Genomic DNA, 15,140 nt, shown 5'->3' with positions numbered 1-15,140 from the left:
CATGACACGCGACGCCGCCTTTGCCTGCCTGCTTGTGCTCACGCTTTCGGGCTGCACCGTGGGCCCCGATTTCCATACGCCCGCCGCGCCCGAGGCCACGGGCTGGACGCGTAAGCCCGTGCCCGCGACAACCGCTAGTGCAACAGGACCCGGCGGCGGTGCGCAGACCTTCGCCACGGCGGAACACGCGCCGAACGCGTGGTGGACGCAATTCGGCAGCGCGCAGTTGAACGCACTCGTGGATCAGGCCTTGCGCGCGAGCCCTACGCTCGACTCGGCGCGCGCGAAGCTCGTCGAGGCGCGCGAAAACTACAACGCGCAAGCAGGCGCGGCAAACTTTCCCTCCGTCGATCTGAAGCTTTCCGGCACGCGCCAGAAGGTCGATCTCGCCGCGTTCGGCATTACACAAGTGCCGAATCCACCGCCGTTTACGCTTTACAGCGCATCGGTGAGCGTCTCGTACGTATTCGACGTGTTCGGTGCCAACCGTCGTGCGCTCGAAGCCGCACTCGCCCAGGTCGATTATCAGGCATACGAAATGGAGGCTGCGCGACTCTCGGTGGCCGGCAACGTGGTCGCTACGGCCATACGCCGTGCGTCGCTCCAACGCCAGATCGACCTCACAACGCAACTCGCGCAGACACAGGCACGCCAGCTCGCGATCATGCAAGCGCGCTACACGGCCGGCGGCGCAGCGGAGATCGACGTGCGAAGCCAGCGCACGCTGCTCGCGCAAACACGCGCCTCGCTGCCGCCGCTCGAAACGCAGCGTGACGCCGCGGAGCATCAGCTCGCAACGCTGCTGGGCGTTGCGCCTTCGCAGTTCGCCGCGCCGCTCGACGCACTGGCTCTCGATACCCTGCATCTGCCCGACACGGTCTCGCTCACCGTGCCTTCCACGCTGGCGCGCGAGCGTCCCGACATACGCGCCGCCGAAGCGCTGCTGCACCAGGCTGGCGCGAACGTCGGCGTGGCCACCGCCAATCTCTTTCCACAGATCTCGCTTTCCGCAGGCATAGGATCGGAGCGCACGCACATCGAGGACGTCGTCAACGGACTCAATATCTGGAACCTGGGTCTCGGCCTCACACAGCCGCTGTTCCATGGCGGCGAATTGCGCGCGAAGAAGCGCGCGTCGGAAGCCGCATATGAAGCCGCCTTCGCCGACTATCGTCAGACTGTTCTGCAAGCCTTGCAGCAGGTCGCCGACTCACTGCAGGCGCTCCAGAACGATGCGACCGAACTGCAGGCGCGCGACGACGCCGCCCGCGAGGCGCAGGCCAACGCGGCGATCACACACACTCGCTACAGCGCAGGCGGTGTGAGCGAGTTTTCGCTGATCGATGCACAACGCCAGGCACTCCAGACGATGCTCGATCGCACACGCGTTCATGCGGACCGGCTAACGGACACAGCAGCGCTCTATCAAGCGCTCGGTGGCGCCCCACTTCCTGCTGTAGAGCCAGCTACAGCGGGCAACGACACATCAGCACCCATTGCACCCGTACGATAGCCTGGCCGCCCCACGCGGCAACCATCTGCCCATAACGGCAACCATTCGTTTCCTTTCGCTTGCGCCGTGCCTGCGCGACAATGACTCTCCCCTTGTTCCATCCGCAAACGAGAGACACGTATGAACCAGGCACAGCCGTCCCCCGCACAACTGTCCCCCAACGATCTCGTCGCGGCCGACGCGCTCCAGCTTTCGGAATGGATACGGCTGCGCAAGGTGTCCTGCCGCGAAGTGATGACCGCGTTTCTCGACCATATCGAGCGCGTGAATACGCCGGCCAACGCCATCGTCTCGCTGCGCGAGCGCGCCACGCTGCTCGCCGAGGCCCGCGAACGCGACGCGCAGCTCGCGCGAGGCGAGTACCTTGGCTGGATGCACGGCATGCCGCAAGCGCCGAAGGATCTCACGGCCACGGCCGGCATTCCCTACACGCAGGGCTCGCCGCTGTTCCGCAACGAAGTGCCCGCAGCCGATTCCCTGATGGCCGCGCGCATGCGCGCGCAGGGTGCGATCTTCATCGGCAAGACGAACACGCCGGAATTCGGCCTCGGCTCGAATACCTACAACACGGTCTTCGGCACCACGCTCAATGCTTACGATCCCACGCGCAGCGCGGGCGGCAGCAGCGGCGGCACCGCAGTGGCGCTCGCGCTGCGCATGCTGCCCGTGGCGGACGGCAGCGACATGATGGGGTCGCTGCGCAACCCCGCCGGCTGGAACAACGTGTTCGGGTTCCGTCCGTCGCAAGGGCGCGTGCCTTCCGTGCCCGCCCACGAACTGTTCTTCCACCAGCTCGGCTATGCGGGGCCGATGGCCCGCAACGTGCCCGACCTCGCAATGCTGCTCTCCATCCAGGCGGGCTACGATGCACGCGCACCGCTTTCCATTGCCGAAGATCCCGCGCAGTTCGCGGGCCCGCTCGAACGCGACTTTGGTTGCGCGCGCATCGGTTGGCTAGGCAATTACGACGGCTATCTGCCGATGGAAGACGGCGTGCTCGCACTGTGCGAAACGGCGCTCAAGGACTTCGAATCGATCGGCTGCAAGGTCGAGGCCGCGCGCCCCGACTTCGCCATGGAGCGCCTGTGGCAAACCTGGCTCACGCTGCGCCACTTCTCGTGCGCGGGCACGTTGGGCGCGCTCTATCGCGACCCGGAAAAGCGCGCGCAACTCAAGCCGGAAGCGCAATGGGAAGTGGAAGGCGGCCTGAAGCTCTCGGGCGAAGACGTGTGGAACGCCACGGTCACGCGCAGCCAGTGGTACAACGCGCTGCTCGCCCTCTTCGAGCATTACGACTACCTCGTGCTGCCAAGCGCTCAAGTCTTCCCGTTCGACGCGAGCGAGCATTGGCCGAAGTCGATCGCGGGCCGCACGATGGACACCTACCACCGCTGGATGGAAGTCGTGATTGGCGGCAGCCTTGCCGGACTGCCCGTGATCAGCGTGCCTGCGGGCTTCAATGCGCAAGGCCTGCCGATGGGGCTGCAGGTGATCGGCAAGCCGCAGGCGGATCTTTCGGTGCTGCAACTCGCCCATGCGTACGATCAGGCCACGCATTGGGTCAAGCGACGCGTGCCGGCGCTGCTTCAGGCGTAACGCGCGGAAACTAAAAAGGCAGCGCCGCGGCGCTGCCTTTTTTCCGTCAACCGCTCACACGATCAAGCCTTCACCGCGCGCGCCGCATTCCTGCCGCGCAACCATTCGAGCGCGAGCAGCAGACACGTGGAGAACACGATCAGGATCGTTGCAAGCGCAGCGATCGTCGGGCTGATGTTCTCGCGAATACCCGTGAACATCTGGCGCGGCAAGGTGGTCTGGTCGGCGCCCGCGAGGAACAGCGTCACGACCACCTCATCGAACGACGTCGCAAACGCAAAGAGCGCGCCCGAAATCACACCCGGCGCGATCACGGGCAGCGTGATGCGGAAGAACGTCGTGACCGGATTGGCCCCGAGCGAAAGGCTCGCACGCACGAGATTGTGATTGAAGCCTTGCAGCGTGGCCGCGACAGTCGTCACGACGAACGGCACGCCCAACGACGCATGCGCGAGGATCAGCCCGAGATACGTATTGGCGAGGCCGAGCGGCGCGAAGAACAGGTACATGCCCACACCCACCACCACCACGGGCACGATCATCGGCGAGATGAGCACGGCCATGAGCAGCGCCTTGCCGCGGAAATCGGCCTTCGTGATACCGATGGCCGCGAGCGTGCCGAGCACGGTTGCAACGAACGTTGCCGCCGGGCCCACGATGAAGCTGTTCTTCGCGGCCATGCGCCATTCGTCGGACATCACGAGGTTTTCGTACCAGCGCAGCGACCAGCCCGGAATCGGATAAACCAGGAACGTGCTCGACGAAAACGACAGCGGCACGATGGCGAGCACCGGCAGGATCAAATACAGCAACGTGAGCACGACGAGCGCGCGCAACGCGAAGTACCACACGCGTTCGACGGCGGACGTATGCGGCGCAAAAAGCGGTTTGGCGAATTTCATGATTGCGCCTTCCTCAGCCAAGGCTCAGTTGCGTGCGCGTGAAGCGCGCGTAGACGAAATAGAGCACCGTGGTCGCCGCGAGCAGCAGCGCACCGAGCGCGCAGGCCATGCCCCAGTTGATCGACACGTTGGTGAAGTACGCCACGTAATAGCTGACCATCTGGTCGCCCGGGCCGCCGAGCAGCGCCGGCGTGATGTAGTAGCCAATCGAGAGAATGAACACGAGCAGCACGCCCGCGCCCACGCCAGGGTACGTCTGCGGCACGTACACGCGCCAGAAGGCCGCGAACGGATGGCTGCCGAGCGACACCGCCGCGCGCTGGTACGTGGGCGGAATCGACTTCATCACGCTGTAGAGCGGCAGCACCATGAACGGCAGCAGGATGTGCGTCATCGAGATATAGACGCCCACACGGTTGAACAGCAGCGTCAATGGCTGCGAGATCAGACCCGTGCCCAGCAGCGCCTTGTTGACGAGGCCCTCGCCCTGGAGAATCACGATCCACGCGGCCACGCGCACGAGAATCGATGTCCAGAACGGAATCAGCACGAGGATCATCACGAGATTCGCGCGGCGCTCGGAGAGCGTCGAAATCCAGTAGGCGAGCGGGTAGCCGAGCAGCAGCGCGAACAGCGTCACGAACACGCTGATGACGAAGGTGCGGGCGAATACGTCGAGATAGATCTGCTGATCGGGGTCGGCGGCCACGATATTGCCGAATGCGTCCTGCCGGTGGTCGAGCGAGGCGAGCAGATAGAACGGTGAGTAACGCGAACTATTCTTCGCGATGGCCTGCCAATACGCGACGTCGTTCCAGCGGTCGTCGAGTTCGACGATCTTGGCGCGCGTTTGCGCGGGGGTGAGCGTGAGCGGTTTGCCGTTGTCGTCGGCAAGCGGCATGGCGCGCGCGGTCTTCGCGACCAGCGAGCGGAAGCCCGCGATTTCCACGTTCAGGCGTCGTGCCAGCGCGCCCATCGCGTCGCCGTCCTTCACGACAATGAGGTCTTGCGCAAGCGCGGCGTAGGCCGCGTCGGGCGGCGCGCTCTTGCGGTCCCAGTCGCGCAGCGCCGTGATGGTATGCGGCAGCGCCGTCGCCACTTCGGGATTCTGCACCGCGCGTGTGAGGAGCGCGGCGATCGGCACCACGAAAATCAGCAGCAAAAAGATCGCGAGCGGCGCGATCAGCATGAGCGCCATCGTGCGCTTCTTCGCTTGCGCCACGCGCAGTTCGCGCTTCAGGCGCGCGGTTTCTTCGCGTGCCGCGCCGGTAACGTTGGTCACGGTCGTCATTGTGGTCACTTACTGTCTCCAGCCTCTGGGCCGCACGAAGCGGCCAAACGCTCCGACGCATGGCGCACCGGAGCGTCGCTACTTCACGCTTACTTCGCGGCCCACGAGGCGAAGCGCTGCTCCAGCTCGTCGCCGTGGTCGGTCCAGAACGTCAGGTTCTCCTGAATGGCGTTCTTGCCATTGGCCGGCGAATTCGGCAGGTTGGCGAGCGTCTTCGCGTCGAGCGCCTTGATCGCATTCGCGTTCACCGGGCCGTAGGCGATGTGCTGTGCGTACGCTTGCTGCGGCTTCGGCGAAAGCGTGTAGGCGATGTACTGCTCGGCCAGCGCCTTGTTCGGCGCGCCCTTCGGGATCGCCCAGTAGTCGAGGTCGTAAATGCTGCCGGTCCACACGACCTTGAGATTCTTGCCTTCGCGCTGCGCGGCATCGATACGGCCGTTGTACGCCGTGGACATCACCACGTCGCCCGCGACCAGGAATTGCGGCGGCTGTGCGCCGGCTTCCCACCACTGGATGTTCGGCTTCAGTTCATCGAGCTTCTTGAAAGCGCGGTCCTGACCGGCCTTCGTCGCGAGCACCTTGTAGACGTCCTGGGGCGCCACGCCGTCGGCCATCAGCGCGAATTCCATGTTGTAGCGCGCGCCCTTGCGCATGCCGCGCTTGCCCGGGAATTTCTTCACGTCCCAGAAGTCGGCCCAGTTCGCAGGTGCCGTCTTGAGCTTGTCGGCGTTATAGGCGAGCGCCGTGGACCACACGAAGAAGCCTGCGCCGCAGGGCTGCTGCGCCGCCGGCATGAAATCGCCCTTGTTGCCGAGCTTGGCCCAGTCGAGCTTCTCGTAGAGCCCTTCGTCGCAGCCGCGCGCGATGTCGCCGGTTTCGACTTCAACCACGTCCCAGTCCACGTGTTTCGCGTCGACCATGGCCTTCACCTTGGCCTGCTCGCCGTTGTACTCGACAGCGGTGATCTTGTTGCCCGTCTGCGCCTGGAACGGCTCGTTGAACGCCGCCTTCTGCGCATTGCCATTGGCGCCGCCAAAGTTCACGACGGTCAGTTCCGCGGCATTCGCCACGCCGAACGAGAGTGCGAGCGCGGCCGCGACCGCTGCAACGCGCATGTTGCCGATCTGCTTCATGGTTGAGTCCCTTCTCCTTGGTGGTTTGTCTTGCCGGGCCCTTCGGTGCGAGAGATGTGGCCCGATCGTCGAGACGCCTGCTTCGCGAAGCGACGGCGCGCGAGATTGCGCGCCGCGCCCGCACGCCTCATGCGAACACGCGCAAATGCTCAGGCGCGAATTCGAGTGCGACCGGCTGACCGGGCGCGAAGCCATCGAGCGCCTCGGTGCCGAGCGGCACCTTCACGAAGCACTCGTCCTGCTGGGGCAGGCCACAGCGCATGCGCACGTGGTCGCCGAAATAGATGAGGCCGCGCGCTTCGCCCGCCAGCGCGTTTGCGCCATAGCCCTTCGAACCGTTCGCGAGCTTCATGCGCTCGGGGCGAATGCACGCGATAGCCGCGGCACCGGCCTGCGCCCCCGCGACATTGCGGCCCTTCAGGCGCGTGCCGTCGGCGAGATGCATTTCGCAGTACTCGCCATCCACGGCGGCGATGGTGCCGCGCAGCCGGTTGCTGTCGCCGATGAAGTTCGCCACGAACTCGTTGCAAGGCGACTCGTAAAGCCGGTCCACGGTGTCGAGCTGCTGCACGATGCCCTTGTCGAACACGGCCACGCGGTCCGACATCGTGAGCGCCTCGCCCTGGTCGTGCGTCACGTAGACGAAGGTAACGCCGAGCTTCTCGTGCAGCGACTTCAGTTCGTACTGCATATGTTCGCGCAATTGCTTGTCGAGCGCGCCGAGCGGCTCGTCCATCAGCACGAGCTTGGGCTGGAACACGAGCGCGCGGGCGAGCGCAATGCGCTGCTGCTGGCCGCCCGAAAGCTGCGCCGGATAGCGCTTCGCGAAGCCTTCCATGCGCACCATCCTGAGCGCGTCATCTACGCGCTGCGCGCGTTCCGCAGTGGGCACCTTGCGCACGCCCAGCGGGTAAGCCACGTTCTGCTCGACCGTGAGATGCGGAAAGAGCGCATAGTTCTGAAACACCATGCCGATGTCGCGCTTGTGCGGCGGCACGTTGTTAAGCAACTTGCCTTCGAGGCGGATCTCGCCCCCGGTGGGGAACTCGAAGCCGGCAAGCATCATCAGGCAGGTGGTTTTGCCCGAGCCGGAAGGTCCGAGCAGCGTCAGAAACTCTCCCTGGTAAATATCCAGGTCAAGTTGTTTGACGACCAGTGTCTCGCCGTCGTACGTCTTGCGTACGCCGCGAAAGCTGACGATCACATCCGAGGTCTTCATTCGCCCTGTCTCCATTGCATGCTCTTTCTCCCGGCCCGCCTCTTCTGACGCGATTAAATAAATGCTGTCACAGGCTTTAACCGAAACTGACGTGCGAATTACTATAGATGGTCCCGGCTCTATTCAATGGAGCCATTTCATTATTATCGATGGAACCACTTGGCCATGGTCATCCTGTCCGAATGGCTCGCCGCGCAACTCGACAAGGAAAGCGCCGAGCCCGCCTACCGTCAGCTGCTGCAGCTCATGCAGCAGGCCATCCTGACGGGCCGGCTCGCGCCCGGCACCAAGCTGCCCAGCTCGCGCACGCTGGCCGGCGACCTCGGCGTGGCGCGCAATACCGTGCTGCACGTGTACGACCAGCTGAGCGCCGAAGGCTACGTGATCTCGACGACGGGCAGCGGCACCTATGTCGCCGACACACGCCCGGACTCGGCGGCCGTGAGCACGGCGGCGCCGGCCGCCACCGACGACGACAACGAGGAAGACGATGCGAACGGCGCCGCTCCGCGCGGCGACATGTCGATGCGCGGCCAGCGGCTCATCGACGAGGCGGGCGTGTCCGCCAAGCAGTGGGGCGCGTTCATGCCGGGCGTGCCCGACGTGGCCGAATTTCCCGCGCGCACGTGGAGCCGCCTGCAGGCGCGGCTGTGGAAATCGGCGAATCATGGTTTGCTAACTTACGCACCAGGCGGCGGCTACCGGCCGCTGCGGCGCGCGCTTTCCGACTACCTGCGCGTGGCGCGCTCGGTGCGCTGCACGCCGGACCAGATCATCATCACGACCGGCATTCACCAGTCCATCGACCTGGCCGTGCGCCTGCTCGCCGACGTGGGTGACACCGCGTGGGTGGAAGAACCGTGCTATTGGGGCGCGCGCAGTGTGTTGCAGTCCTCAGGGCTGAAGCTCGCGCCCATTCCCGTCGACGACGAAGGGCTCAATCCGCGCGAACAGGACCTGCGCGACCCGCCGCGCATCGCGCTAGTCACGCCCTCGCACCAATACCCGCTCGGCATGGTCATGAGCCTTGCGCGCCGCCGCACGCTGCTCGAATACGCGCGTCAGCACAAGGTGTGGATCATCGAGGACGACTACGACAGCGAGTTCCGCTACGGCAGCCGCCCGCTTGCGTCGCTGCAGGGTCTCGACGAGTCCGACCGAGTGATCTACGTGGGCAGCCTTGGCAAGCTGCTGTTTCCGGGCCTGCGCATCGGCTACATGGTCGTGCCCGAGCGGCTCGCGGCCACGTTCCGCACGGGCGTGGCGGAGCTGTATCGCGAAGGCCAGCTCATGCAGCAAGCCGTGCTCGCCGAATTCATCATGGACGGCTATCTCACTTCGCACGTGCGCCGCATGCGCACGCTCTATGGCGAGCGCCGCCAGTTGCTGATCGACGCGGTCACGCACCATTTCGGCGACGCGCTGCCGGTCATGGGCGACGAAGCGGGCCTGCACTTCGTGCTCGGCCTGCCCAATCACGCCAACGATCGCGTCGTCGCCACAGCCGCCTTCGATGCGGGCGTCATCGTGCGTCCGCTTGCGGCCTACTACAGCATGCGCCAGGATCGTAAAGGATTGCTAACGGGTTACGCGTGCGTGCCACACGAGGAAATCGCGCCGGCCTTTGCAACGCTCGCGCAAGTGATCGAGAAACACGCGTTTGCGAGGCCGGAAAAACTGCGGCGCGCCGGTTGAACCGAAGCGCGCCGCTGCGTTGAGTCGCGAAAAAATGCCTATTTCAGCCCGAAATCCACACGTGTAGTCGCGCCCTTGTCGTCGATACCCTTCGCATCCAGCTTCGGCGCCACGACGAACACGCGGCTCGGATCCACCTTGCCTTCGAAGTACTGCTGCACCGCTTGCGCGCGCTGCTGAGCGAGATTGCGCAAGGTCGCGTCGTCAACGGGCGCGTGCTCGGCCAGCGCCTGCTTCATGTCGTCCACGGGCAGCGTCTTCGTGAAGCCGATCATGTTGTGCGGCTTCTTGAAGTCCGCATCCTTGTAGACCTTGGTGAGGTACTTCTCGTACTCCTTGTCGTCGACCTTCACCTGCGAGGTATCCACGCTCTCGCCGTTGCCCACCGTGTCCTTCACCTTCTGAAGCCGCACGAGGCGATCCACGTATTGCTCGCGCAGCGCGGGTGTGTCCACAGCCGGATCGACACGGCCGATCAGGTCGATCTTGATCGAGGGCTTGTCGTCGAGCGCCTTGACGATCGTGTCGAGCTTCTTCTGGTCGTCATCGGTCAGCTTTGCCGTGCCCGCTGCGAATTCGACATAGCCCAGATCTTCGCCGCCGCCGCCAAATGCGTTGGCGAGCAGCGTGAACGGCGCGGTCACGGCCTTCGCGATCAGGTTGAGCACCGCCTTCCAGATCAGGCCGCCCAGGCTGAACTCGGGGTTCGAGAGCGAGCCCGACACCGGAATGTTCACGTCGATCTCACCCTTGCGATTCTTCAGCAGCGAGATCGCGAGACGCACCGGCAGCTTGGTCGCTGTGTCGTTGTCGATGTGATCGCCGAACGTGAGCTGGTCGATGAAGATATGGTTGTTCGCCGAGAGCTGGTCGTTTGCGAGCTGGTAATGCAGGTCGACGTTGAGCTTGCCCTTCGTGATCGGGTAGCCCGCGTACTTCGCCGAGTACGGCGTGAGGTTCGTGAGCTCGATGTCATGCGCGCTCGCCGTGAGGTCGAGCGAGGGCTTCTCTATGAGCGGGTTCACCGTACCCTTGATCGAGAGCGGACCGTTCGCCGCGAGCTTCGCGGAAATGTCCACCGGCGCGGGCGTCGTCGACTCCGTGCCGAACGCGCCCACCGTGCCGTGGATCTGCACGAGGTCGGCGGTGTAATTCGGCTTGATGAAGTTGTCGGTGTAGTTCACGCGGCCGTCTTGCAGCACGAGCTCGCCGAAGTGCAGGCGCACGGGGGTTTTCGGCGCCTGCGCGGCCACGACCGTGGCAGGCGCGGAACCCGGCGCGGGCGCGGAAGCGGTCTGCACCGGCGCGCTCGCCGCTTGCGGCGTGAGCGGCACGGGTTCGCGCGCGCCGGGCTTCGCGCTCGTGTCCTGCGTGAGCGACTGTGCCGCGCCGGTTTGATGCGCGACCACGTCCTTGAGATTGAGCTTGCCTTGCGCGTCGAGCAGCACGCGGCCATAGAAGCCGGAGAAGGTCACGCGGCTCGCGTCCACGTCGGTGCCGCGCGCGTCGTCGTAGTTCGCCTTCAGGTTCGTGAGCGCGAGCGAGCGCCAGCCTGCGAACGGGCCTGACGTGGCCTTGTCGAGCATGCGCACGTCCACGAGCGCCGCGTCGCCGCGATAGTTGGCCTTGAGCGCCTTGCCCTGCTCCACGGAAAGCTGCCCGTTCATGTTGAGCAGCGCGCTTGCGACCACCGCATTGAGCTGGTTGCCGAAGTAAGGCTCGAACGCGGCGGCGTCGAGCCGGTTCGCGTCGATCTTGAGTTGCGCCGTAAGCGGCGTGGGGTTGATCTTGCCGCTCAGCGCCAGGGTGCCCTTGCGGTTGACGGTCGCCTTCAGGTCGATCGGCAGCGGGTGCCGCAGGTCGTCGCTGATCTGCTGGATCTTCAGGTCGAGCGGCGTGACGGCGAGCTTCGCCGGGCGCTGCGTCGAGTTGTCCGTGAAGTTGATCGTGCCGTTGTTCAGCGTGAACGTGTCGATCGTGTAGCGCCAGGCCGGCCCTTCCTGCACCGACTTCTGGGCCGCGTGTATCGCCGTGCGCTCGGGCGCCGCCTGATGCGTGGAGGCGAGCTGCGCCAGGTCGATGTTGCCGTCCTTCTGACGCTCGGCATCCACCACGAGGCCGGTCAGGTCCACCGAGGCGATCTGCGCCTTGCGTGCGTTGAGGTCGATACCCGTTACCTGCACGGTGCCCTGCGCGAGCGCGATGGCAGGCGCCTTCGCGCCGCGCGCCGCGAGCTTGAGCGACTCGAGGCCGAGCGTGCTCTGGCCGACCTGCACGACGGCAGGCTGCTGCGCCCAATCGGCCTTGAGCGTGGACGTGAGGTTCAGCTTGCCGTCCACGACCTGCGCGCTGCTCAGGTTGTCGATATACGGCTGCATCTGCGGCAGGCCCAGGCCCGCTAGCGCGATGTTGGCTTCGGCGTTTTTGCCCGCCATGCTCAGCGTGCCCGACGCCTTGACCGTGCCGCCGTCATTCGCAGTGGTCGCAAACGTAAATGGCGCCCCCTCCTTCGCGGTACTCGAGAATTTTTCGAGCGTGATGGAGAGCTGGGTGAGGTCGATGTTCACCGTGCGCGAAGGCACGTCGTCGCGCACGTGCACGGTGCCGTTCGTGAGCGCGAACTGGCGGATCGAGAGATCGAGCGGCGCGGGCTTCGCCTCTTCGGCCGCCGCCTGCGCGTTCGCCGCACCCGAGGCAGCCGTGGCGCCCGATGCCGGCGCGGCGCTCGCAGCCTTGCTCCCAGCCGGCGCATTTTGCGCCGCCGGCGCGCCCAGCAGCTTCTCGACGCTCAGCACCCCTTGCTTGTCGCGCGCGACCCAAGCGGTAGGCGCGTCGAGCCGGATATCGTCGAAGCGATAGACGTTGCTGAACGGCTCGAGCGAGGCCGCCGCCACGTGCAGGCTGCGCGCGCCGAAAAACGGCGCGTTGGCGTTGTCGGTCGAGTCGAAGTCATTCAGGTCGGTCGTGCCCGTCACGCGCAGCGTGGGCTTCTCGCCCGACATCACGAAATCGAGTTTGAGGTTGGTCGAGAGCTTGCCGCTCTTTACCATGACCGGCAGCTTCGTCGGTGCGTAGGTGAGCAGCTTCGGCACGTCCAGATCGGTCAGGCGCAGTTCCACTTCCGACTCGCGCGTCGCGGAGAACGGCTTGGTCTTGCCGTCGATGGCGAGCGTGCTCGCACCGTCAATGCGCGCGCGCAGCATCGGCTCGACGAAGATGTCGGTCTTGGAAGGCAGCGTGGCGATGAACGGGATGCCGAGCGACCAGCGATCGATCACGTGCTTTTCATTGAGCAGGCGATCGTCGAAAGTAATCTGGCCGTTCTCGACGCGAATGTTGGAAACCGAAAACTGCGCGGGCTTGCTGTTCGGTTTCGAGGGCGTCGAGAACTTGTCGATGAGGTCCGAAAAGTTGAAGTGCTGCGCGTCGAGCCGCACGATCGTGGCCTGCGGCGAGTCGAGCCGCAACTCTTCGACGATGGGCGCCGCGCGAAAGATCGACGACCACGACGCCTGAACAACGGCACGCGACACATCGAAGAAGTCGCCATTACCGCCGCGCTCGCCGATATGCACGCGGTCCGCTTCGAGACGAAGCGTATACGGATTGAGCGCGATGCGGCCGATCGTGACGGGACGCTCGAGCTGCTTGCTCAGTTGCTGTTCGGCGACGTGACGAATGATGGGCGGCGCGGCGAAGAAGCCGACCAGGCCGAACACGATGAGAAAGATGACGACGCCCGTGAGGATGCGACGGGTGCGGGGCGCACGCGCGACGGCGCGCAGCGATTGCAAGGAAGAGTTGAGCGACGCTTTGTTGAGGCTTGCCATGCTTGCTTGCGGATGAGGCGGCAACAGGCCCGCCGCGGAATGTGGGTCTGAAGTCGGAAATCCGGGGATGCCGACAGCCGGAAGTATAGGTCCGATAGAAGATCGGACGGCGGGAAAACGCCGCCCGCGGCGCAGGATTTGCGCAACAAGACGTAACAACGGAAGTGAGATTGCCCGGTATCTGTCGCGCGTGTTGCGCGATGCATAAGAATGCGGGCGGGGAGCGCGGGCGTTGCGCGTTTGAGCAGGCTTATGCGGCGCAAAAAAAGCGTTGGCGGGAGAAAGTCCCGCCAACGCCTGTTTCAGCCTGGTTCGGCCAGGTTCAGCGCTTACTGGCGCTCGACGGCGGGCGGCTGCCAGCTGCCATCGGTCGCTTGCGGCTTCGCGGCGTAGAGCCGCATCACCAGGCGGAAGTCGCCATGCGGCGCCGGCACCCAGTTCGCGCCGCCGCGCGGCCGTTCGGCGCTCACGTGCACGTCGAGCGAGCCGTCGCGGTTGCGCCGCGCGCCGCTGCGGTCGCCGAACGCCACGCGCACGGGCGTGTCGGCGTCGAGCGCGCCGTCGGTCGTATAAGCCGTGATCGACCAGAAACCGCGCACCGGCGGCAACTGCTTCGCCGTGAAGTGCATCGTGTAACGGTTCGCGCCGTTGAGCGCATGACCGTCGCTGTCCTGGCTCACGCGGGCGCGCACTTCGTCGCGGGTAGTCGGAAGACCCGGCGACGTGTACGCGGCGTAGGCGCGCAGCGCGTAGTCGGGGCCGTAGTTGCCCGCGTCGTCACCCACCCAGAGCCAGCCGTTGCCCGCCAGCAGGTTGTTTGGCGGCGTCGCGAGGCGCGCGCGGCCGTCCGCGAGACCCGCCTTCACGACCGCGGCGTCCTTCGTGCCCGAGGGCAGTTCGGCCGGGTCGCCCGGATGCACGCCAATGTCGCCGAGAATCTTGATCGCGTGCGCGTCGTCCGCCGTAGGCGGGTTGTCTTCCAGTGCCTGCGCGAGCCGGTTGAAGAAACCGTTCGCGTCGAGCGCCGCGACCTGGGCGGAAGGCGTGCCCGGCGCCACCGGATCGCCGCTCTGCGTGGCGCCGGACGGCTCGTTACCGCGTGCGCCCCCGTTGCCGCGAGCGCCTGCCTTGCCGCGCGCGCCGCGATCGTCCCAGTCGGAAAGCGTCGTAACTTGCAGACCGTGCTGCAGCCGCCGCACGGCCGCGAGGTCGCCGCCGCCGCGCGTCTGGATGCGCGCGAGGAACCACACGTAGCGCGTCGTCACGTCCACGCGCTTCACGCGCGCGGGCAGCGTGCCCTTCCAGCCGGCCGGAACGAATGCAATCGTTTGCGCTTTCAGACCGCTGACGCGTTCGCCGGTTTGCGCGGCGCCCGTCGACCAGACGACATTCGTCCACATGTCGAGCGCACGCGCGTCCATGTAGCGGCCGTGTGTATCGGGCAGCGTGACCAGCACCGGCTCGCTCGAAACGTCGAGCCAGCCGCTGGAAGCCAGCGTGTCGAGATTGGGTTCGGGCGGGTTCGAAGCCCCGACGGGCGGCAACGACTGCGCGTGGCGCAGCGTGTTCGGCGCAGCCTGGCCGGGGCCCGTGCCCGTGGCGGCTGTACGCGACAGGTCCATCAGCACGAGCGGATAGCCGAACACGTACGAGTCGGAAACTTCGTCCTTCATCCAGCCGTTGCTCTTCGGCGCGACGTCGCTCGGCGCCGAGGCGCATCCGGCGATCAGGGCAACGCAGGCAAGCACGGAGCCGCTACGGTACGACGAGAATGCTCGATGTATTGTTGTCATTTGTGTGTTGTATTCGGTGCGGGCGGTCCATGAAGTGACGTCGACCGGCTACCCACTCCGCGCGCGGGCCCCCCCAGGGCCGTGGTGAAAGGCGCGCGGCAAGGCGCCAATGCCGCCGGTTGGTATCGTATCGCTCGCGCATGGGCCTGAAAAGACTACAGCGTGGAA

At 65.5% G+C, this 15,140-nt stretch carries 8 protein-coding genes and 2 pseudogenes; 4 read left to right on the top strand and 6 right to left on the bottom strand.

The window, feature by feature from the left end:
- The first annotated feature begins 1 nt into the window (after position 1).
- Complete coding sequence (locus U5A65_RS09450; RefSeq protein ID WP_321946108.1) at positions 2-1,513, top strand: efflux transporter outer membrane subunit; 1,512 nt, start codon at positions 2-4, stop codon at positions 1,511-1,513.
- A 120-nt stretch (positions 1,514-1,633) separates the two neighbouring features.
- Positions 1,634-3,109, top strand: coding sequence for an amidase (locus U5A65_RS09445; protein ID WP_321946106.1), 1,476 nt, complete (start codon positions 1,634-1,636; stop codon positions 3,107-3,109).
- A gap of 62 nt (positions 3,110-3,171) precedes the next feature.
- Here the strand turns inward: U5A65_RS09445 and U5A65_RS09440 are convergent, their stop codons facing one another.
- The 4 genes from U5A65_RS09440 to U5A65_RS09425 form a co-directional block, all read right to left on the bottom strand.
- Positions 3,172-4,011, bottom strand: coding sequence for an ABC transporter permease (locus U5A65_RS09440; protein ID WP_028202887.1), 840 nt, complete (start codon positions 4,009-4,011; stop codon positions 3,172-3,174).
- Positions 4,012-4,024: 13 nt separating this feature from the next.
- A complete protein-coding gene (locus U5A65_RS09435; RefSeq protein ID WP_321914469.1) occupies positions 4,025-5,302 on the bottom strand; it encodes an ABC transporter permease in 1,278 nt (425 codons plus the stop codon).
- A gap of 89 nt (positions 5,303-5,391) precedes the next feature.
- Positions 5,392-6,435: an ABC transporter substrate-binding protein gene (locus U5A65_RS09430; protein ID WP_415764486.1), complete on the bottom strand. Its 1,044-nt coding sequence runs from the start codon at positions 6,433-6,435 to the stop codon at positions 5,392-5,394.
- A 127-nt stretch (positions 6,436-6,562) separates the two neighbouring features.
- The gene (locus U5A65_RS09425) at positions 6,563-7,654 is read right to left on the bottom strand and encodes an ABC transporter ATP-binding protein (RefSeq protein ID WP_321914337.1); all 1,092 of its coding nucleotides are present in this window, start codon (positions 7,652-7,654) and stop codon (positions 6,563-6,565) included.
- A gap of 159 nt (positions 7,655-7,813) precedes the next feature.
- Between U5A65_RS09425 and U5A65_RS40945 the strand changes: the two are divergent.
- Positions 7,814-8,096: pseudogene (locus U5A65_RS40945) on the top strand (GntR family transcriptional regulator); the annotation flags it as partial.
- Between the two features lie 74 nt (positions 8,097-8,170).
- Positions 8,171-9,349 (top strand): annotated as a pseudogene (locus U5A65_RS09420) (PLP-dependent aminotransferase family protein); the annotation flags it as partial.
- A gap of 38 nt (positions 9,350-9,387) precedes the next feature.
- Here the strand turns inward: U5A65_RS09420 and U5A65_RS09415 are convergent.
- Positions 9,388-13,179 carry a DUF748 domain-containing protein gene (locus tag U5A65_RS09415; protein ID WP_321946104.1) on the bottom strand — a complete coding sequence of 1,264 codons (3,792 nt, stop codon included), beginning with the start codon at positions 13,177-13,179 and terminating at the stop codon, positions 9,388-9,390.
- Positions 13,180-13,508: 329 nt separating this feature from the next.
- Positions 13,509-14,972 carry a DUF1254 domain-containing protein gene (locus U5A65_RS09410; RefSeq protein WP_321914340.1) on the bottom strand — a complete coding sequence of 488 codons (1,464 nt, stop codon included), beginning with the start codon at positions 14,970-14,972 and terminating at the stop codon, positions 13,509-13,511.
- Between the last annotated feature and the right edge of the window lie 168 nt (positions 14,973-15,140).

Source organism: Paraburkholderia sp. J10-1 (assembly GCF_905220165.1).
Lineage (GTDB): Bacteria > Pseudomonadota > Gammaproteobacteria > Burkholderiales > Burkholderiaceae > Paraburkholderia.
This window is presented reverse-complemented; position numbering and strand designations above follow the sequence as displayed.